The sequence below is a fragment of the Streptomyces sp. CNB091 genome (genome assembly GCF_000377965.1).
Genome location: NZ_KB898999.1, coordinates 194315 through 212476, shown reverse-complemented (window position 1 = coordinate 212476; position 18162 = coordinate 194315). Strand labels below are relative to the sequence as shown.

General features: G+C 71.7%; 19 protein-coding genes, 1 tRNA gene and 1 riboswitch. Of the genes, 11 read left to right on the top strand and 9 right to left on the bottom strand.

Annotation, left to right across the window (positions count from 1 at the left end; all coding sequences use genetic code 11):
• The first annotated feature begins 67 nt into the window (after positions 1 to 67).
• On the top strand, positions 68 to 1597 hold the full coding sequence (locus D581_RS0119135) for an alpha/beta hydrolase (protein WP_018958824.1): 1530 nt from the start codon (positions 68 to 70) through the stop codon (positions 1595 to 1597).
• Between the two features lie 150 nt (positions 1598 to 1747).
• Positions 1748 to 1821, top strand: a tRNA-Thr gene (locus D581_RS0119130).
• A gap of 109 nt (positions 1822 to 1930) precedes the next feature.
• On the opposite strand, the gene D581_RS0119125 is transcribed toward D581_RS0119130, so the two are convergent.
• Entirely contained in the window at positions 1931 to 2374 is a 444-nt protein-coding gene (locus D581_RS0119125) for a DUF4345 domain-containing protein (protein ID WP_026290678.1), read from the bottom strand.
• An 84-nt stretch (positions 2375 to 2458) separates the two neighbouring features.
• On the opposite strand from D581_RS0119125, the gene D581_RS0119120 reads away from it, so the two are divergent.
• Positions 2459 to 3070 (top strand): TetR/AcrR family transcriptional regulator, encoded by a 612-nt coding sequence (locus tag D581_RS0119120; protein WP_018958822.1) that lies wholly within the window; start codon positions 2459 to 2461, stop codon positions 3068 to 3070.
• Positions 3071 to 3162: 92 nt separating this feature from the next.
• Here D581_RS0119120 and D581_RS0119115 read toward each other — a convergent pair whose 3' ends face one another.
• Positions 3163 to 3813 carry a response regulator transcription factor gene (locus D581_RS0119115; protein ID WP_026290677.1) on the bottom strand — a complete coding sequence of 217 codons (651 nt, stop codon included), beginning with the start codon at positions 3811 to 3813 and terminating at the stop codon, positions 3163 to 3165.
• Between the two features lie 210 nt (positions 3814 to 4023).
• Between D581_RS0119115 and D581_RS1000000138635 the strand changes: the two genes are divergently transcribed.
• Both D581_RS1000000138635 and D581_RS1000000142170 read left to right on the top strand, forming a co-directional pair.
• Complete coding sequence (locus tag D581_RS1000000138635) at positions 4024 to 4605, top strand: hypothetical protein (RefSeq protein WP_486585852.1); 582 nt, start codon at positions 4024 to 4026, stop codon at positions 4603 to 4605.
• Complete coding sequence (locus D581_RS1000000142170) at positions 4602 to 4787, top strand: hypothetical protein (RefSeq protein ID WP_486585851.1); 186 nt, start codon at positions 4602 to 4604, stop codon at positions 4785 to 4787. The genes D581_RS1000000138635 and D581_RS1000000142170 overlap by 4 nt, the downstream gene beginning before the upstream one ends.
• 48 nt (positions 4788 to 4835) lie before the next feature.
• Here the strand turns inward: D581_RS1000000142170 and D581_RS0119105 are convergent, their stop codons facing one another.
• Positions 4836 to 6104, bottom strand: a complete 1269-nt coding sequence (locus D581_RS0119105) for a histidine kinase (RefSeq protein ID WP_018958820.1) — start codon at positions 6102 to 6104, stop codon at positions 4836 to 4838.
• Positions 6105 to 6351: 247 nt separating this feature from the next.
• Here D581_RS0119105 and D581_RS0119100 point away from each other — a divergent pair, with 247 nt between their 5' ends.
• Positions 6352 to 7152: a thioesterase II family protein gene (locus tag D581_RS0119100; RefSeq protein ID WP_018958819.1), complete on the top strand. Its 801-nt coding sequence runs from the start codon at positions 6352 to 6354 to the stop codon at positions 7150 to 7152.
• 126 nt (positions 7153 to 7278) lie between these two features.
• Positions 7279 to 9402 carry a serine/threonine-protein kinase gene (locus D581_RS0119095; protein ID WP_018958818.1) on the top strand — a complete coding sequence of 708 codons (2124 nt, stop codon included), beginning with the start codon at positions 7279 to 7281 and terminating at the stop codon, positions 9400 to 9402.
• A 100-nt stretch (positions 9403 to 9502) separates the two neighbouring features.
• Here the strand turns inward: D581_RS0119095 and D581_RS0119090 are convergent, their stop codons facing one another.
• From D581_RS0119090 to D581_RS0119080, 3 genes are read right to left on the bottom strand one after another with little or no spacing between them, the layout of a single operon-like run.
• Positions 9503 to 9907, bottom strand: coding sequence for a GntR family transcriptional regulator (locus tag D581_RS0119090; RefSeq protein ID WP_018958817.1), 405 nt, complete (start codon positions 9905 to 9907; stop codon positions 9503 to 9505).
• Between the two features lie 45 nt (positions 9908 to 9952).
• Positions 9953 to 10927: a transporter gene (locus D581_RS0119085; RefSeq protein ID WP_018958816.1), complete on the bottom strand. Its 975-nt coding sequence runs from the start codon at positions 10925 to 10927 to the stop codon at positions 9953 to 9955.
• Positions 10924 to 11868 (bottom strand): ABC transporter ATP-binding protein, encoded by a 945-nt coding sequence (locus D581_RS0119080; protein ID WP_018958815.1) that lies wholly within the window; start codon positions 11866 to 11868, stop codon positions 10924 to 10926. Before D581_RS0119080 ends, D581_RS0119085 begins: the two co-directional genes overlap by 4 nt.
• A gap of 166 nt (positions 11869 to 12034) precedes the next feature.
• Here D581_RS0119080 and otsB point away from each other — a divergent pair, with 166 nt between their 5' ends.
• Positions 12035 to 12886 (top strand): trehalose-phosphatase, encoded by an 852-nt coding sequence (gene otsB / locus D581_RS0119075; protein ID WP_018958814.1) that lies wholly within the window; start codon positions 12035 to 12037, stop codon positions 12884 to 12886.
• Positions 12887 to 12919: 33 nt separating this feature from the next.
• Here the strand turns inward: otsB and D581_RS1000000141330 are convergent, their stop codons facing one another.
• The 3 genes from D581_RS1000000141330 to D581_RS0119060 form a co-directional block, all read right to left on the bottom strand.
• Entirely contained in the window at positions 12920 to 13084 is a 165-nt protein-coding gene (locus D581_RS1000000141330; protein WP_018958813.1) for a hypothetical protein, read from the bottom strand.
• Positions 13081 to 14508 carry a trehalose-6-phosphate synthase gene (locus D581_RS0119065; RefSeq protein ID WP_018958812.1) on the bottom strand — a complete coding sequence of 476 codons (1428 nt, stop codon included), beginning with the start codon at positions 14506 to 14508 and terminating at the stop codon, positions 13081 to 13083. Before D581_RS0119065 ends, D581_RS1000000141330 begins: the two co-directional genes overlap by 4 nt.
• 64 nt (positions 14509 to 14572) lie before the next feature.
• Positions 14573 to 15523, bottom strand: coding sequence for a glucosyl-3-phosphoglycerate synthase (locus D581_RS0119060; protein WP_026290676.1), 951 nt, complete (start codon positions 15521 to 15523; stop codon positions 14573 to 14575).
• A 154-nt stretch (positions 15524 to 15677) separates the two neighbouring features.
• Positions 15678 to 15805: riboswitch (SAM riboswitch) on the top strand.
• Between the two features lie 19 nt (positions 15806 to 15824).
• Here D581_RS0119060 and thrC point away from each other — a divergent pair.
• The 3 genes from thrC (at position 15825) to D581_RS0119045 (ending at position 18082) form a co-directional block, all read left to right on the top strand.
• On the top strand, positions 15825 to 17126 hold the full coding sequence (gene thrC, locus D581_RS0119055) for a threonine synthase (protein WP_026290675.1): 1302 nt from the start codon (positions 15825 to 15827) through the stop codon (positions 17124 to 17126).
• A gap of 29 nt (positions 17127 to 17155) precedes the next feature.
• The gene (locus D581_RS0119050) at positions 17156 to 17434 is read left to right on the top strand and encodes a MoaD/ThiS family protein (RefSeq protein ID WP_018958809.1); all 279 of its coding nucleotides are present in this window, start codon (positions 17156 to 17158) and stop codon (positions 17432 to 17434) included.
• A 441-nt stretch (positions 17435 to 17875) separates the two neighbouring features.
• Positions 17876 to 18082: a cold-shock protein gene (locus tag D581_RS0119045; protein ID WP_003967346.1), complete on the top strand. Its 207-nt coding sequence runs from the start codon at positions 17876 to 17878 to the stop codon at positions 18080 to 18082.
• Positions 18083 to 18162 lie beyond the last annotated feature (80 nt).

Genomic DNA, 18162 nt, shown 5'->3' with positions numbered 1-18162 from the left:
CGAGTCCCTGTTCACCCGAATGAGCAGGGAATCGGACGACTCGTCACCCGGCGGATACGCTCCCTGAATGGATACCAGGCGGCTGCTCCGCACCTTCGCCATCGGGATCGGCACTGCCGGCCTCCTCATCTCCGGCTGCAGTGGCAGCGGCTCGTCGCCGAGCGCCTCGGCCACCGGCACCGCGGCTCCCGAGGGGCTGTCGTCGTACTACGCGCAGAAGCTGAGCTGGCGCGACTGCGGGGTGGAGGGGTTCGCGTGCGCGACGATGAAGGCGCCGAAGGACTACGACAAGCCGGATGACGGCGACATCGACCTCGCCGTCTCCCGCAAGAAGGCCACCGGGCCGGGCAAGCGGATCGGCTCCCTCCTGGTGAATCCGGGCGGCCCCGGCGGCTCCGCGATCGGCTATCTCCAGGGGTACGCGGCCCTCGGCTATCCGGCCCAGGTGAGGGCCCGCTACGACATGGTCGCGATCGACCCGCGCGGCGTGGCCCGCAGCGAACCCGTCGAGTGCCTCACGGGGCCGGAGATGGACGCCTACACCCAGGTCGACCAGACGCCCGACGACGAGGCGGAGGTCAAGAAGCTGAGCGCGTCCTTCGGGAAGTTCGCGGCGGGCTGCGAGAAGCGGAGCGGCGAGATCCTCCCGTACGTCTCCACCGTCGACACGGCCCGCGACATGGACGTCCTGCGGGCCCTGCTCGGCGACGAGAAGCTGAGCTACGTCGGAGCGTCGTACGGGACCTTCCTGGGCGCCACCTACGCGGACCTCTTCCCGGAGCGGGCCGGCCGCCTGGTCCTGGACGGGGCGATGGACCCCTCCCTGAAGGCCGTCGACATGAACCGCGACCAGACGGCGGGCTTCGAGGGGGCCTTCCAGTCCTTCGCCGCCGACTGCGTCGAGCAGCCGGACTGCCCGCTCGGCACCACATCCACCGCCGACGCGGCGACCGCGCTGAAGCAGCTCTTCAAGGACCTGGACGCCAAGCCCATCCCGACCGGCGACGACCGCAAGCTGGGCGAGTCCCTGGCCACCACCGGCGTGATCGCCGCCATGTACGACGAGGCGGCCTGGCCGCAGCTCCGCGAGGCGCTGGCGGGCGCGCAGCGCAGCGACGGCTCCGGCCTGCTGTCCCTGGCCGACGGCTACTACGAGCGCGGGCCGAACGGGAAGTACGCCAACCTGATGTTCGCCAACGCCGCCGTGAACTGCCTCGACCTGCCGCCCGCCTTCGACGGCCCCGACGCGGTCGAGAAGGCGGTCCCGGACTTCGAGAAGGCCTCCCCGGTCTTCGGGCGAGGCTTCGCCTGGGCCTCCCTGAACTGCGCCTACTGGCCCACCGATGCCACGGGCACCCCGCACCGCACCGAGGCGAAGGGCGCCGACCCGATCGTGGTCGTCGGCACCACCCGCGACCCGGCCACCCCGTACAAGTGGTCGGAGGCCCTCGCCGAGCAGCTCTCCTCGGGCACCCTGCTCACCTACGAGGGCGACGGCCACACTGCTTACGGCCGGGGCAGCGACTGCATCGACACGGCGATCAACACGTACCTCCTGGAGGGCACCGCGCCCACCGACGGCAAGAAGTGCACCTGACCCCCTGCCCTTCCGATCCGCCTTGCCCCCCTGCCCCTCCGACCTGCCCTGACCAGCGCGAACGCCTCCGGGGATGCTGTGTGCGGAGCACCCCCGGAAACTGTGTAGACTTGGCCCCGCTGCTGATCGCACCATAGTGCGACAGGGCGCGCCGCCTTAGCTCAGTTGGCCAGAGCAACGCACTCGTAATGCGTAGGTCTCGGGTTCGAATCCCGAAGGCGGCTCAGTGAAACCCCAGGTCACGTTACGCGTGACCTGGGGTTTTCTGTTGCTCGGGTGCCATGGTCCCGGTTGCTGGTGGGCCGGGCCGGGCCGGGTGCGGCAAGCGGGGGCTTATCGGTTTATCGAGCGTGAGGGGGTGTCTGACCCGGCGGGCGGCACGTTCTGGGCTCGTTCCCGAGAGGCTCGCTCGTCGGCGTCCGCCAGCCAGAACCAGACCGGTGGGAAGGCCAACTCGATGAGGGCCAGCGCCACTTGGAACGGGTGCGGCCACCCGTGCACGGCCAGGGAGAGGATCCGCCCGATGCCGCCGAGCAGGAACACCGCGGCGAGCCATCGGACCACGCGCGCCGGGACGGGATTCTGCCGGGACGCCCACAGCCAGACCAGCCCATAGCCGACGAAGACCGCGCCGAAGAACCGGCCCAGGCTGTCGAGGGTCGCGCCCGCGTCGGACTCGCCGGGAATCGCGGCATTGCCGCCGATCACATGGAACAGGCCGATGGCCACACAGGCGACGCCCATCACCCACGCGAACATCCGGAGTGCTCTGGCCATGGCCCCACCCTCTCTTGGTTGACGCGCGTCTACTACGAGACAGCTAAGTGCTGCTAGTAGACACATGTCAAGTAGTCTTCCCGTGTGCCTCCACGCCGCCGCCTCACCCCCGCCGACCGCCGCGCCCAGCTGCTCGCCGTCGGCGCGCGTCTCTTCGCCGCCGCCCCGTACGACGACGTCCTGATGGAGGACGTGGCCCAGGAAGCCGGGGTGTCCCGCGCCCTGCTCTACCGGCATTTCCCCGGCAAGCACGCGCTCTTCGCGGCGGTGTACCAGGAGGCGTCAGATCGGCTGCTGGCGGCGACCCGGTTCGATCCGGAAGCCACGCTCGTCGAGCAGCTCACCCAGGGCCTGGACGCTCACTTCGACTACTTCATCGCCAACCGTCACGCCGTACTGGCCGCGAACCGGGTGCTCGCGGGGGACCCGGTCATCCAGACGATCATGGCGGATGAACTCGATGCCCTGCGCTCACGCCTGCTCGGCGTGCTCCCGCTCGCCGATGAGCGCATGCACGACGCCGTCTCCGCGGTGCTGAAGGCATGGCTGGTGTTCGTGCAAGTGCTGTGCGTGGACTGGCTCACCCGTGAGAACTGCACGCGCACCGAGCTGCGCGACACCTGCATCGGGGCTGCGGTGGGGGCCCTGCGCCCGCTGCTCCCCATGGACCCCGCCCCTGACTGGCCGCCCAGGTAGGGGGAACACGCCCGCGCGGACCGGGCGGCGTGGAGCGGGCGGGGCGGCGCGCCCGACGGATTCCGTGGTTCTCGGGATGGTTCCCGCCGAGGTCACTCCTCCAGGCCGTTGCCCCAGATCCATGCGGCGATGCCGACCCGATTGCGGACGCTCAGCTTGCGCTGCACGTTGGCGACGTGTGTCTTGGCCGTACCGGCCGAGATGAACAACTCCGCCCCGATCTCCGCGTTGGTCATCCCCTTGGCGACCAGGCGCGCGATCTCCGTCTCCCTGCCCGTCAGCACGTCCATCGGCTGTACGGGCCTGGGCCTGCCGGCGTCGCGGTGGTGCTGCAGCAGGGCGACGGTGAGGGAGGGGCTGATCAGTGTGTCGCCCGCCATCGCGGCGCGTACCGCCTCCACCAGCAGCGTCGGGCCCGAGCGCTTCAGCAGGAAGCCGCAGGCGCCGTTGCGCAGCGCGGTGTGGACGTACTCGTCGAGTCCGAAGGTCGTCACGACCACCACGCGCATCGGATGTTCGGCGTCGGGCCCGGCGAGCCGCCGGGTGACCTCCAGGCCGTCCAGGCGCGGCATGCGGATGTCGGCCAGCACGACGTCCGGGTTCAGCTTCGCGGCGAGTTCGACGGCCTGAAGTCCGTCGGACGCCTCGCCGATCACCTCCATGTCGGGCTGGGAATCCAGGATGAGGCGGAATCCGACGCGTACGGATTCCTGGTCGTCGGCGAGGAGCAGGCGAACTGTCACGGTCGGCACCGTAGTTCGTCTTCGGCCCGTTCAGCCACCGGAACAGTACGCGCGGCATGGGTGCCCCGCCCCGTGTCTGCCGTCCCGCGCATCTGCCGTTCGGTAGATGCGCGGGACGGCCCGGACCGGAATGCTGATCAGTGAGTCGATCCAAGGGGGGAAGCATCATGACTCAGCTGATCGAGCACATGGCATCACGGGCCGCGGGCGATGCACCGGCTCCGGTGCGCGCGGTTCAACTGGGCGGGCTGGATCGGCTACTTGGCCGCGCTCGTGCTTCTTCTCCACGGGCTGGCCCACGCCTACTGGGCCTTCGGCGGGGACGGTCTTCCGTTCGGCGCCGACGATGCCAACCCGGAGTACTCGGCCTTCGAGCACGTCGGCCGCGACCGGCTGGCGCCGTGGACCGCGGGCGGGTTCCTGGGCAGCGCGGCGGTCGCTCTTCTCCTCGCGCTGCCGGGCCGGCGGCGGATTCCCGCCCGGGTGCTGATGGGCGCCTCCGTGTTCTCGGCGGCCGCGGTGTTCTGCACGCTCGCCGACTTCCGCATCCTCGGCAATCTCGCCTATGTCTTCATGCTGAAGTTCGGCGCGATCAACTGGACGGTGGTCAACCAGCTGTTCGCGGGCGCCGCGCTCGCCACCATGGGGGCGCTCGGCTCGCTGCTCACCCTGGGCCTGGTGCGGCGCTGGGGCGAGGTCTTTCCCCGGTGGATGGTGGGCCTCAGGGGCCGGCGGGTGCCGTTGAGCCGAGCCTGGCCGTCGTCCCGGCCACGCTGGTCTCCGTCCTGGTGACGATCGCCGGGGTCATGTACATCCGGTTGCACTTCCAGGGGGCCTTCGACAACCAGAGGGACGACTGGGGAGCCACGGTTCCGGAGATGATCTGGCCGGTGTGGGGCGTTGCCCTGGCGGCCGCCACGCTCGCCTACTACCTCCGGCGGCGCGGGGTGTGCAAGCGCTGCGCCCGCGGCTGAGCCGAGCTGAGCCGAGCGCATAGGGATCGGTTCGGCGATGCCGTGTCCTCAGTCCAGGGGCAGGACCGCGGTGACCCGCCAGCCGTATTCCCCGCGCTCCCCGTGCTTCTCGTGTTCCCCGTGCACACCGGACTCCAGGGTTCCGCCGAGCGTCCGGGCGCGTTCGGCGAGTCCTCTCAGACCGCTGGCCCCGGGGCGTTCGCGGTCGCCGAGGTGCCCACCGTCCGTCTCGCCGCCTGTGGGAGGGCCGTTGGTCACGGACACGGTGAGCACCGGTCGCGGGCACTCGGGTGCTGGTGTCACGGACACGGTCACCCACGGGGCGGTGGCGGCGTGCCGCCGTATGTTGGTCAACGCCTCCACCACCACGCGGTGGGCCGTGCTCGCCACTTCGCGGGGGATCCGGCCGATCCGCTCGGGCGACCGGTCCATGTCCAGGCGGACTTCGGCCCGGCCGGCCGTGCGGAACCGGTCCACCGCATCCACGATGTCCTCCAGGCCGTACGCCACCGGCGGCGGCGCGTCCGTCGCGCCCCGGCCGGCCGGGGACGTTCCGTCGGAGGACCTGAGCATGTGGACCGTACGGTCCATGGAGCCGAGGGCCTGGAGGCCGGAGGTCTCGATCTGCTGGAGGAGCGGCATGATCTTCTCCGGCCGGTCCACGCCGATCACCTGAGCCGCCTGTGCCAGCGCGACGATGCCCGAGACGTCGTGGGCCACGAAGTCATGCAGATCGCCCGCCAGTTGGAGGCGCTGGCTGAGACGGGCGTCGTGCACCGCCCGGATCCTTCGGGTCTCCAGGGCGCGCAGGCCGCCGCCCGTGGCGGCCGCGGCGATGGCACCGAGGGCGAAGAACGAGCTCTGCGCGGCGGCTTCCAGCGCGGTCGGAGGGAGGTGGAGCCGCAGGAGCGCCGTCGATGCCAGAACCCCGAGCACGGTACAGAGTGCGAAGGCCTGCCGGGTCCCGGCGTACCGGGCGACCAGGCAGACGAGCAGCAGGAGCCCCGTGATCTCCACCAGGGTGGCCACGCCGGTCGCCGCCTCCGGGGCCGGCGGGGCCCCGAGCAGGGTGCCGAGGGCGGAGCTCACGGCCACCACGGCGGCGGCCACCGGGATGATCCGGGCCCTGGCGTGCAGGGCGGCCACGGCGAGTGCGCCCAGCACCGCGACCATCATGGGCAGGACCGCGCACCAGCCGGCCGACGGGCTCGCCAGCAGACCGGCCGACACCACGCAGAACGCCAAGACCGCGCAGACCGGGCCGACGGCACGCTCCCGGAGGCGGTCTCGGGCGCGGGTCCCCGTGTTCGTCCCCATCGCCCGGATTCTACGTACCCGTCAATTTCCCTTCCCCTTCCCCTTCCTGTTCGGGCCTTCCCCTCTTTCCGTCGGTCCGGGGAGGCCGGAACCCCGAACTGCCGCTTCACGACGCGATATTCTTCAACGCGGCACGCATCCACGGCCCCGCCGCGGATGCGCCCCATCACCATGCTCCGCGATCACTTCAACTCCCCGCCGACCGACTCTCCATCGCCCAGAGCCGTACAGCCCGAAGGATGACCGGATGAACGTCGGCGCCCACCGCACCGCACCGTCAGCGAACGTCGTCGCGGACGGATGGCTGCGTCGCTACCCCGCGACGGCGGGCGTCCGCCGCAGGTTGCTGGTCCTGCCGCACGCGGGTGGCTCGGCGGGCTTCTTCCACTCCTGGGGCACCGCGTTCGACAGCGGTACGGAGCTTCTGGTCGCGCGCTATCCAGGACGCCAGGACCGGCTGGGCGACCCCTGCATCACGGCGATGGACGAGCTGGCCGACCGGGTGACCGAGGCGATCCTCCCCTTCCACGACGTACCGCTGTCCCTCTTCGGCCACAGCATGGGAGCCTCGCTCGCCCACGAGGTGACGCTGCGCCTGGAGCACCGGCACGGGAGGAGCCCGGCGGCGCTGCATGTGTCGAGCCGCAGGCCGCCGCACCGCCTGACCCCGCGGGCCCTGCACGAACAGGGTGACGAAGCGCTGATCGAGGAGGTGCGCCGGCTCGGTGGCACCGACGAGTCGGTCCTCCGCGACCCGGGCCTCCGGGAGATCATCCTGCCCGCCATCCGCGGCGACTTCACGATCGTCGGGACCTATGGGCCGCGGCCCGCCGATCCGGTCGGCTGCCCCGTGTACGCGTACATCGGGGACGAGGACCCGGGCACCTCGGTGGAGGACATGTCGGCGTGGTCCGACGTCGCGTCCGGCGGCTTCCGGCTGGACGTCCTGCCCGGAGGCCACTTCTACCTGGTCGAGCAGCGCGAGCCGCTGCTCCGGTCGGTCCTCGCCCGCCTGCGCCCCGCCGGTGACGGCCCCCGCCTTCCCTGACCCTGCCTCCCGCCGGGATCCGCATGAAGCGTAGGCCCCCTGGGCTCCTATCCTGGGCGGGCGCGCGCGGCTCCGGCCGGGCGTGAACGACCGTAGGGGACAAGGCCATCGGGGGATCGGGTCAGCATGGGCGAGGGCACGGGCAAAGGCAGCGGGCGGTACACGGCGATGGAAGGGATACGTCCGCTCGCGGCCGGTGATCCGGCCCGGATCGGGCCGTACTCCCTGCTCGGGCGGCTCGGTGCGGGCGGGATGGGACGGGTGTACCTGGCACGCTCGGCGGGCGGGCGCACCGTGGCCGTGAAGGTCGTGCACGAGGAGCACATCGCGAACGGGGAGTTCCGGGCCCGTTTCCGGCGGGAGATCGCGGCGGCACGGCGGGTCGGCGGGCGCTACACCGCCCCCGTGCTCGACGCCGACGCGGACGCCGAGCCGCCGTGGGTGGCCACCGGCTATGTGCCCGGCCCCTCGCTCGAACAGGCCGTCCGGGAGCACGGTCCGCTGCCCGCCGAGTCGGTGCACGTCCTGGCCGAAGGGCTGTTGCGGGCGCTGGGCGGCATCCATGCCGCCGGGATCGTCCACCGGGACCTGAAGCCGTCCAACGTCCTGCTCACCGTCGACGGCCCCCGCGTCATCGACTTCGGCATCGCCCGCGCCCTCCAGGTCTCCGTGGAGTCCCTGCTGACCAGCACCGGCATGGTCATCGGCTCGCCCGGCTTCATGGCGCCCGAGCAGATCCTCGGCGAGGAGACCGGGCCCGGGGCGGACGTCTTCTCCCTGGGCTGTGTGCTGATGTACGCGGTCACGGGGCGCCTGCCGTTCGGGTCCGGTGTGAGCAACCAGCACGCGGTGATGTTCCGGATCGTCCAGTCCCCGCCGGACCTCGCCGCGGTGACGGACACCCCCCTGCGCGAGCTGATCGAACGCTGCCTGGTCAAGAGCGCCGCCGAACGCCCGGGTGTGGAAGCGCTGTTGGAGGCGCTGGCTCTTGCGCCGTCCTCGGCCGCCCTGCGCGGCGCCTGGCTGCCGCCGGTGCTCCTGGCCCGGCTGGCACAGCAGTCGGCACTGCTGCTCGACGCGGAGGTGCCGGAGGTGCCGGAGGCCGTGGAGGCGCCGGAGGCCGGGGATGACGCTGAGGGCGCGGCGGTCGCTGATGCCGCGCAGCGGCCGGTGGGTCTGGACGTACGGCGTGACCCGGAGGCCCTGGACGCCCCGGAGGTGCCGCGAGGCGTGGACGCGCCGGATGCCGAGGATGCCGTGGCCGTACCGGGGAGCGCCGAGCCCCCGGCCGCTTCCGCCTCCGCCTCCGCCCCCGCTCCTCGCGACCTCGGCACCGTCGATCTGCGGCCGGCGTCGGCGAAGGGCGACGGCCCGGGTACGCCGACAGCCGACTCGACGCCCGCTCTCCCGCCCGCTCCGGCCGGGGACCGGCCTCGGCATCGCCGTCGGCGTACCTGGATCGTCGCGGCCGTCGTCGTCGCCGTGCTGGCAGCCGGCGGCACGACGGCCTTCCTCAACCGGGACCCCGGTGGCGCCACCGACGCCCGTGGCGGAGGGTCCACCGCGCCGCCCGCCGGCAGTGGCGCCCCCTCCGGTTCTGCCGCCTCGCCCTCCGGGAAGAGCGACGACGCGGACGGCAAGGACGGCGAGAACGAGAAGGCGAAGGAGAAGGAGAAGGAGAACGGGACGGAGAAGCGCCAGGGCGGCGACGGTGGTGACGGTCAGAACGGGCAGGACGCCGGTAGCGGGGGTGGCTCCGCCTCCGGAGGCGGCGGGTCGTCCGGGGGCGACGGGGCGGCTGCCTCCGGCAGGGGCGCCGCGGAGGGCGGGGCCGGTTCGTCGGGGGCGGGCGGCTCCGGGGGTGCCGCGAAACCGCCCGCCCCGGACCCGGATCCCCCCGCCCCGGACGGCCGGGTGCCGCAGCACTTCGTCGGGACCTGGACCATCGCGTCCCAGTACGACGTCCTCCAGCCCCACACCGTGGTCGTCCGGCGGGTGTCGCCGGGGCAGAGCGCGGTGACCCTCGTCGCCGACGTACAGGGCTCCGGGCACTGCGAGTACACGGCGAAGCTGACGTCCGTGGCGGACGGCGGGCAGCGGATCAACGTCGGTACGGCCGTGGTGGACCAGGCCCGTTCCACCGGTATGTGCCGCGACACCGACCCCTCGTTCTTCGCCGTCGCAGGGTCCGGCATCCAGCACGATGTCGGCCCGGCCCACGGCAGCGGCTACCGCTACAACCGCGCCTGACCCACGCCGGTCGGTCGTCCGGCGCCGGTCAGGACGGGGCGGTCGGTGCGGCGCCGGTCGGTCCGGCGCGGGTCAGGCGCGGCCGGTCGGTCCCGGTCGGTCAGTCCGGCGCCTCGCCCGGGTACGCGCTCTCGAACGCCGCGTGGAACAGGGCCGTGACGTCCTGCCCGGTGAGGCCCTCGGCGCGGGCCCGGTCCAGCCATTCGGCGAGGGCGGAGCGCAGCGGTGAGCCGGGGCCGGACTGGGGCTGGGCCAGGGAGCGGGTGATGAACGTGCCCGCTCCCTGGCGCACTTCGGCGAGGCCCATGCGCTCCAGTTCGCGGTAGGCCTTCAGGGTCGTGTTCGGGTTGACCTTGGTGGTCGCGGCGACCTGGGCGGCGGTGGGCAGCCGGTCACCCTCCTCCAGCGCGCCCATGCGCAGCGCCTGCTCGACCTGCCGGACGATCTGGAGATAGGTCGCCACTCCACTGCGCCGGTCGATGCGGAACACGACCACGGTCTTCACCTTCCGCTCGCTTGCGACATTTCACGTAGGAGGAGAGGGCGGTCTTCACAGCGGGCGGCGGGTGACCCGCCACAGGGTGCACGCCGTGAGCAGGGCTGTCCCGGCGAGCAGGATGCCTGCGGCGGTCCACTGCATCGGCGCCATCTGGCTGTAGTCGAGGTATTCGATCACGTCGTTGACGATGCCGTGTTCCTTGATGCACGCGTTCTGCGCCTTCTCGGTCGCCTCGGCGCAGGTGCCCCAGCCGTACAGGGTCCCGTCGGCGCTGCCGACCCAGCGGTCCACCTCGTACGCCTCGGCGTAACGGGCCGGGAGTTCGCTGCCCATCGGGTAGGTGAAGAGGTGCGTGTCGCCGAGGCGTCGGCGCACCTCGTCCCAGACGAACATGGTGGTGACTGCCGTGAAGAGGAACGTGACCACCATGGCCGGGAGCGTCCGGCGGATCAGGGCGCCGATGGTGATGCCGGCCGCGGTGAGGAAGAGGAGGAGCGCGGGCAGGACGGGGCCGGTGTTGTCGAAGATGACGCCGTCGATCCAGTCGCTGAGGAAGACGGAGCGGTACGGCTTCCACCACCAGGTGAACAGCGCCGAGAGCACCACGCCGGAGACCAGCGCGAGGGTGTAGGCCAGGCCCAGCTTGGTGATCAGCCACTGGCGGCGGGTCGCCGACTGGGTGGTGACGAGCTGCGCGGTGCCGTTCTCCTGGTCGCCCGCGATCAGCGGGGCGCCGATGAAGACGGCGAGGATCAGGGGGAGGCCGCCGAGGATGGAGGTGATGTACTCGTAGCCGCGGTTGTCCTCCAGCGGCTGGCCCGCGTCCTTCTCCGGCCAGCCCCTCGCGTCGAGCAGCTGGCCCAGTTCGTGGCGCTCGTACGCGATCCAGAGCGCGGTCAGCAGTGTGAGGCCGAGGACGCAGGTCAGCGCGGTCCGGTGCTGGCGTACGACGAGCCACGGCATCCCGCGCAGCAGGCGGCGTCCGGAGCCGGTTTCGGCGGGCTTCTCGGTGAGGGTGGTACTCATGCGGCCTGGGTCCCTTCGGCCTCGACGCGGGCGCCCTGGGTGTAGAGCGAGGGCGCGTCCGGGGAGCGGAGATGGGCGAGGAGGACTTCCTCCAGGGAGGGTTCGGCGCTCTCCCAATCGGCTGGGATCGGCGCCTTCGGCCGGATCATCGCCTGGAACTGCCTCCCCTGGAGGCGGGTTTCGACGACGGTGTGGTCGGCCAGCTCGGGCGGCAGCGAGCCGTCCCGGGCCACCCCGGTGACCAGCGCGTGGGCCGGGACCAGCGCGTCGGCGTCACCGGCCATCCGGATCCGGCCCTCGGAGACGACCAGTAGGTAGTCGCACATGTCCTCCAGCTCGGTCAGCATGTGCGAGGACATCACCACCGTGGTGCCGCGCTCGACGGCCTCCGCCATCAGCAGGGTGCTCATCTCGTCGCGGGCCAGCGGGTCGAGGTCCGACATCGGCTCGTCCAGGAGCAGCAGGTCCGGCCGCTTGCCGAAGGCGAGCGCGAAGGCCACGCGGGTGCGCTGACCGCCGGAGAGCGTGCCGACCTTCGCGTGCGGCGAGATGTTGCCCGAGCGGACGATCCGTGTCGCCGCGGCCGCGTCCCAGGCGGGGTTCAGCTCGGCGCCCATGCGCAGGGTGTCGGCCACGGTGAACCGCTTGAACAGCGGCTTCTCCTGGCCGAGGAACGCGAAGGTGGGCAGCACGGCGGGGTCGTCGACCGGTACGCCGAAGATCCGCAGCTCGCCGGTGGTCGGCTGCACCTGTCGGGTCGCCAGTCCGAGCAGGGTGCTCTTGCCCGCGCCGTTCGGGCCGACCAGACCGCAGATGCGGCCGGCCGGGATCCGGAAGGAGCAGTCGCGCAGTGCCCAGCCGCGTCGGTAGCGCTTGCCCAGGCCGCGGGCTTCCAGCGCCCAGCTGCCGGACGTCGCGTTCGGAGTGCCCGTGTCCGCCACGCACCTCACCTCAATTCCATTAGTCAATTAATGGAATCATGGAGTCGTGGGGGAACGACTGTCAAGCCGGCGGGGCCGGTGGGGCCGGGGTGCGGGGCGCGGGGAGAAGGAGGGGCGACGGCCCACAAGGCTCGTGAACAACCCGCTCAAGGCATAAGCTCGCCCCATGGGCAGCCACTCCGTACATCTGCCGAACCCGACCACCCCGGCCGGCCGCGAGGGGCTCGACGCCGTCCTCGCCCGGCCCGACCGCGCGGTCGTCGCCCTCGACTTCGATGGCACGCTCGCCGACATCGTCCCGGACCCCGAGCAGGCCCGCGCCCACCCCGGCACGGTGGCCGCGCTCGCGGCGCTCGCGCCGAAGGTCGCCGCCGTCGCCGTGATCACCGGCCGTCCGGCGGGCGTCGCGGTGCGCTACGGAGGCTTCGCGGGCGTCCCCGGACTGGAGCACCTCGTCGTGCTCGGGCACTACGGCGCCGAACGCTGGGACGCCGTGACCGGCACCGTGAACACCCCCGCCCCGCACCCCGGCGTCGCCGCCGCGCGGGCCGAACTCCCCGGCTTCCTGCACGAGTTCGCCTCGTGGCGCGGTACCTGGATCGAGGAGAAGGGGCAGGCCGTCGCCGTCCACACCCGGCGCGCCCAGGACCCGCAGGCGGCCTTCGAGACGCTGCGCGGGCCCCTGGGCGAGCTGGCCGCCAAGCACGGGCTGATCGTCGAACCGGGCCGCCAGGTCCTGGAGTTGCGCCCGCCCGGTATGGACAAGGGCGTCGCGCTCGGCAGATTCGTCGCGGAGCTGGACGCCGAGTCCGTGATCTACGCGGGCGACGACCTCGGGGACCTCGCCGCGTTCGCGGCGGTGGAGAAGCTGCGGACCGAGGGCCCGGACGGCATCCCCGGCCTCCTGGTGTGCAGCGGCAGCGCCGAGGTGCCCGAACTGGCCGAGCGGGCCGACCTGTCGGTGCCGGGCCCGGCCGCCGTGGTCGCGTTCCTGGCGGCCCTGGCCGAGCGGCTGTAGGAGAAGGGCCCCGACGGGGGTCCCGGCCGGGCATCAGGCTTTCGCGGTCACGAGCAGCGTGCCGAGAGCAGCCCGGCCCGCGGGTAGGGGCTCGGTCAGCCGCACCAGGTAGGTGTCCTCGACCCGTCCCGCAGCTCCCGTCTTCTCGTCCGTGGCCGTGGCCCAGCCGAGCAGGGCCCCCGTCCCGTGAGCCCTCACCCCTGCCGCAGCGCCTCCAGCTGGTCCAGGAACCACTGTTGCGGCGGCAGCGCGGTCGCCGCCTCGGCCAGGCGCTTCGTGCGGCCGGACCGTTCGTCGGCGCTCATCGTCAGCGCCTCGTGCAGGGCCTCCGCCGTGCCCACCACGTCGTACGGGTTCACCACGATCGCGTCCTCGCCCAGTTCCTCGTACGCCCCCGCCTCCCGCGACAGCACCAGCGCGCAGCCGTGGTCGGAGACGACGGGGACCTCCTTGGCGACCAGGTTCATCCCGTCGCGGATCGGGTTGACCAGGGCCACGTCCGCCAGCCGGTACGCGGCCAGCGAGCGGGCGAAGTCGTCCTTGACGTGGAGCACGACCGGCGTCCAGGTCTCCGTGCCGTACGACTGGTTGATCTCCGTGGCCAGGGTCTGCACCGCCGCCGTGTAGTCCCGGTAGACGGCGAGGTCCTGCCGGGAGGGGTAGGCGAAGGCGATGTGCACGACGCGCTCGCGCCACTCGGGGTGGGCGTCCAGCAGGGCCCGGTACGCGTGCAGGCCGCGCACGATGTTCTTGGACAGCTCGGTGCGGTCCACCCGGACGATGGTCTTCCGGCCCTCGCCCACCTGCTCCCGCAGCGCCGCCATCCGCTCGTCCACGTCCGCCTCGTGCGAGCGCCGGCGCAGGAAGTCCGCGTCGGCCCCCAGGCCGTGCACCCCGATCCTCGTCCGGCCCGTGCCGCCGAGGATCTCCGTGCAGCAGCCGATGAACGCGTCCGCCCAGCGGCGGGTCAGGAACGCGGCCCGGTCCGCGCCGAGGACGCCGCGCAGCAGCTGCTCCGCGATGTCGTCGGGCAGCAGCCGGTAGTAGTCGACGGGCGCCCACGGGGTGTGCGAGAAGTGGCCGATCCTGAGGTCCGGGCGCAGCTCACGGAGCATGCCGGGGACCAGGGCCAGGTGGTAGTCCTGCACGAGGACCGACGCCCCGGGGCCCGCCTCCTCGGCGAGTGCCTCGGCGAAGGCCCGGTTGTACGTCTCGTACGAGGCCCACCGGCGGCGGAACTCCGCGTCGAAGACCGGCTCCACGGGCGTCTGGTAGAGCAGGTGGTGGACGAACCACAGCACCGAGTTGGCGATGCCGTTGTACGCGTCCGCGTGGACCTCGGCGTCGATGTCGAGCATCCGCACGCCCGCCTCGCCGACCCCGCGCCGCACCGCCTCGCGGTCCCCGTCGCCGAGGGCCGCGCAGACCCACAGCTTGTCGTCGACGGCGCTCAGCCCGGAGACGAGACCGCCGCCGCCGCGCTTGGCGTCGAGCGTCCCGTCCTCGCCGAGCGTGTACGAGATCGGGCCGCGGTTGGACGCGACGAGGACCTGGGCGGTGGAGGCGGCGGCCGCGGGTTCGGATCCGGGTTCGGTTTCGTGTTCGGCGTGCTCGGAGACCATGTAGCGGAACCTAGCCCGTTCGGGAAGCCCCCAAACGCCTCAGGGCGTCATGCGGCCCACCGCCTCACGCCGCGTGGCGCTCCGCGTACTCCGCGATCTCCCGCATCGGCGGCCGCTCCTCCGTGTCCACCGCATGGGTGCGGGGTACGAAGCCGTCGTCGCCGCGCTCGAACTGGGTCAGCGCGGGCCGCACCAGATGACCCCGGGAGAGCCGCAGCTGCGCCGTGCGGTAGATCGCCGCCGCCATCCGGCCCAGCGCCTGCCCGTCCTGGTGGCGGTGTTTCCGTACGCCGACGTCGACCTGGCCCAGCGCGTCCAGGCCCACCGTGTGCAGCGCGTCGACCAGCAGGCCCAGCTCCACTCCGTAACCGACCGGGAACGGCAGCCGCTCCAGCAGGGACCGCCGCACCGCGTACTCGCCGCCCAGCGGCTGCACGAACCCGGCCAGCTGGGGCCAGTGCAGATTGAGCAGCGGGCGCGCCACCAGCTCGGTGACCCGACCGCCCTGACCTGCGCTGTCGCCGAGCGGGCGGTCGTACATCGCCTTGACGAACTGGACGGACGGGTCGGTGAGCAGCGGTCCGACCGTGCCCGAGACGAAGTCCGCGGAGAAGTCCCTGAGGTCGGCGTCGACGAAGCAGACGATCTCGCCGCTCGTCACCAGGAGTGACCGCCACAGCACCTCGCCCTTGCCGGGCAGGGCCGGGACGCGGGGCAGGATCGCGTCCCGGTGGACCACCCGGGCGCCGGCCGCCCGGGCCACGGCGGCGGTGGCGTCGGTGGAGCCGGAGTCGATCACCACGAGTTCGTCGACGAGCCGGACCTTCTCCATCAGCTCCCGGCGGATCGTCGCCACGATTCGGCCGACCGTGGCCTCCTCGTTCAGCGCCGGCAGCACCACGCTCACGGACGTGCGGTGCGGATCGGCGTCCCGGGCGTCGGTGAGCCGGTTCAGCGGGCGGTCGCCGGACGACCAGGAACGCCTGGTCAGCCAGCGTTCCACCTCTTCGAGCACGGTCGGCACTCCCTGTGTGTGATCCATCTCGCGGTTCGGACGACTATCTCAACGGTCCGGTGCTTCGGTTACAGTCTTGAACAACGCGGATGGCCGTCGCATGTCGGGGTCGGAGCGCGCATAAACGCCTGGATCGAAGATCCAGCGCCATAAGAGCTCATCCAGAGGGACTGAGGGAACGGCCCGTTGAAGTCCCGGCAACCCTCCTGCCGACCGCGAGGTCACGGTGGGGAAGGTGCCAATTCCGTCTTGCGGCGAAATGCGTCGTAGGGAAGATGAGGAGAAAGGGACCTCCGCCATCATGGCTGTTCAGACCGTTGCAGGTACGACCGCTTCTTCCGCCCCGGCCGTCGATCTCGGCCCCGCCGCGGCGCTTTCCTGCCGCGAGTGCGGCGAGCGTTTCGACCTCGGCCCCCTTTTCGCCTGTGCGTCCTGTTTCGGGCCGTTGGAAGTCGCCTACGACCTGCCCACCGGCTCCCCGGAGGAGCTGCGCAAGCGCATCGAGGCCGGCCCGAACAACATCTGGCGCTACGCCCCGCTGCTGCCGGTGCCCGCGGACGTCGCGGAGAAGCCCAACATCAACCCCGGCTTCACCAAGCTCGTCAAGGCCGACAACCTCGCCCGTGAGCTGGGCGTCACCGGCGGCCTGTACGTGAAGGACGACTCCGGCAACCCGACGCACTCCTTCAAGGACCGCGTCGTCGCCATCGCCGTCGAGGCCGCCCGCGCCTTCGGCTTCACCACCCTCTCCTGCTCCTCCACGGGCAACCTGGCCGGAGCCGTCGGCGCCGCCGCCGCCCGGGCCGGACTGCGCTCCTGTGTGTTCATCCCGCACGACCTGGAGCAGGGCAAGGTCGTCATGGCCGCGGTGTACGGCGGTGAGCTGGTCGGCATCGAGGGCAACTACGACGACGTCAACCGCTTCTGCTCCGAGCTCATCGGCGACCCGCTCGGCGAGGGCTGGGGCTTCGTCAACGTCAACCTGCGCCCGTACTACGGCGAGGGCTCCAAGACGCTGGCGTACGAGATCTGCGAGCAGCTCGGCTGGCGGCTGCCCGACCAGATCGTCATCCCGATCGCGTCCGGCTCCCAGCTCACGAAGATCGACAAGGGGTTCCAGGAGCTGATCAAGCTCGGCCTCGTCGAGGACAGGCCGTACAAGATCTTCGGCGCCCAGGCCGAGGGCTGCTCCCCGGTCTCCGCCGCCTTCAAGGCCGGCCACGACGTGGTGCGCCCGCAGAAGCCGAACACCATCGCCAAGTCGCTGGCCATCGGCAACCCGGCGGACGGCCCGTACGTCCTGGACATCGCCCGCCGCACCGGCGGCGCGGTGGAGGACGTGACCGACGAGCAGGTCGTCGACGCGATCAAGCTGCTGGCGCGCACCGAGGGCATCTTCGGCGAGACGGCGGGCGGCGTGACGCTCGGCGTGACGAAGAAGCTCGTCGAGGCGGGCGTCATCGACCCGGCGCTCACCACCGTCGTCCTGAACACCGGCGACGGCCTCAAGACGCTGGACGCGGTCTCCGCGACCTCGCAGGCCACGGCGACCATCAAGCCGAGCCTGGACGCGTTCCGCGCCGCGGGCCTCGTCGCCGGCTGATCACCCGAGACTTCAGGAAGGCACCCACCATGAGCGTCAAGGTCCGCATCCCCACCATCCTCCGTACGTACACGGGCGGCCAGGCCGAGGTCCCGGCGGAGGGCGCCAAGCTCTCCGAGGTCATCGAGTCCCTGGAGAAGGACCACCCGGGCATCGCGGCCCGCGTCCTGGACGACCAGGGCAAGCTGCGCCGCTTCGTGAACGTGTACGTCAACGACGACGACGTGCGCTTCGAGGGCGGCCTGGACGCGGTCACGCCCGACGGCGCGGGCGTCTCGATCATTCCCGCCGTCGCCGGCGGCTGCTGAACCGCCCGGGCCGCTCCACGGCGGCCCATCGCACCTCCGTGTGACCACAGTTGCCCCCTCCGCGAGAGAAGCGGAGGGGGCAATTCTGTATGGTTGAGCACGGTACAGTTGGGGAAGCCCCGTCCGCTGCCCGTGCCGCCCGCATATGTGAATGCGCCCGGCTCCGATGAGATGCAGCCAAAGTACGTGAACCTCTTGCGGCATAAGTGCCCTTTGTCTGGCCCGACTTGCCCGTAAATCTCAGCAAACCCGCATATTCGCGTGTTCTGCTGCGCCCAGAATTCTCGTCCGATTGACCTGTTGCAGAGGGCAGTTGGGCGGATACATTCGGCCGCGGTCGACGCGCTGCGGCGCCGCACACCCTCTCCTGTCGGGGGTGAGTTCCGACCCGGGTCCGCGAAGTGCGGTCCCGTGCAAGGGCCAGTAATAGGGGAGTTAGGCATGGCTCAGGGCACCGTCAAGTGGTTCAACGCGGAGAAGGGGTACGGCTTCATCGCGGTCGACGGTGGTGCGGATGTTTTCGTCCACTACAGCGCGATCCAGATGGACGGGTACCGCACCCTCGAAGAGGGTCAGCGAGTTGAATTCGAGATCTCGCAGGGCCAGAAGGGGCCCCAGGCCGACATGGTCAAGCTCGCCGTCGGCTGAGTTCGGCGCGGTCGTCCGACGACACTACTCACGCACGCAGGGCCCGGCCCCCGGATCAGGGAGCCGGGCCCTACGTGCGT

What these genes read in the sequence shown, in the direction of transcription:
- D581_RS0119135 (WP_018958824.1), top strand. Translation starts at nt 68, where the DNA reads ATGGATACCAGGCGGCTGCTCCGCACCTTCGCCATCGGGATCGGCACT.
- D581_RS0119125 (WP_026290678.1), bottom strand. Translation starts at nt 2,374, where the DNA reads ATGGCCAGAGCACTCCGGATGTTCGCGTGGGTGATGGGCGTCGCCTGT.
- D581_RS1000000138635 (WP_486585852.1), top strand. Translation starts at nt 4,024, where the DNA reads ATGCACCGGCTCCGGTGCGCGCGGTTCAACTGGGCGGGCTGGATCGGC.
- D581_RS0119105 (WP_018958820.1), bottom strand. Translation starts at nt 6,104, where the DNA reads ATGGGGACGAACACGGGGACCCGCGCCCGAGACCGCCTCCGGGAGCGT.
- D581_RS0119100 (WP_018958819.1), top strand. Translation starts at nt 6,352, where the DNA reads ATGAACGTCGGCGCCCACCGCACCGCACCGTCAGCGAACGTCGTCGCG.
- D581_RS0119095 (WP_018958818.1), top strand. Translation starts at nt 7,279, where the DNA reads ATGGGCGAGGGCACGGGCAAAGGCAGCGGGCGGTACACGGCGATGGAA.
- D581_RS0119085 (WP_018958816.1), bottom strand. Translation starts at nt 10,927, where the DNA reads ATGAGTACCACCCTCACCGAGAAGCCCGCCGAAACCGGCTCCGGACGC.
- otsB (WP_018958814.1), top strand. Translation starts at nt 12,035, where the DNA reads ATGGGCAGCCACTCCGTACATCTGCCGAACCCGACCACCCCGGCCGGC.
- D581_RS0119065 (WP_018958812.1), bottom strand. Translation starts at nt 14,508, where the DNA reads ATGGTCTCCGAGCACGCCGAACACGAAACCGAACCCGGATCCGAACCC.
- thrC (WP_026290675.1), top strand. Translation starts at nt 15,825, where the DNA reads ATGGCTGTTCAGACCGTTGCAGGTACGACCGCTTCTTCCGCCCCGGCC.
- D581_RS0119050 (WP_018958809.1), top strand. Translation starts at nt 17,156, where the DNA reads ATGAGCGTCAAGGTCCGCATCCCCACCATCCTCCGTACGTACACGGGC.
- D581_RS0119045 (WP_003967346.1), top strand. Translation starts at nt 17,876, where the DNA reads ATGGCTCAGGGCACCGTCAAGTGGTTCAACGCGGAGAAGGGGTACGGC.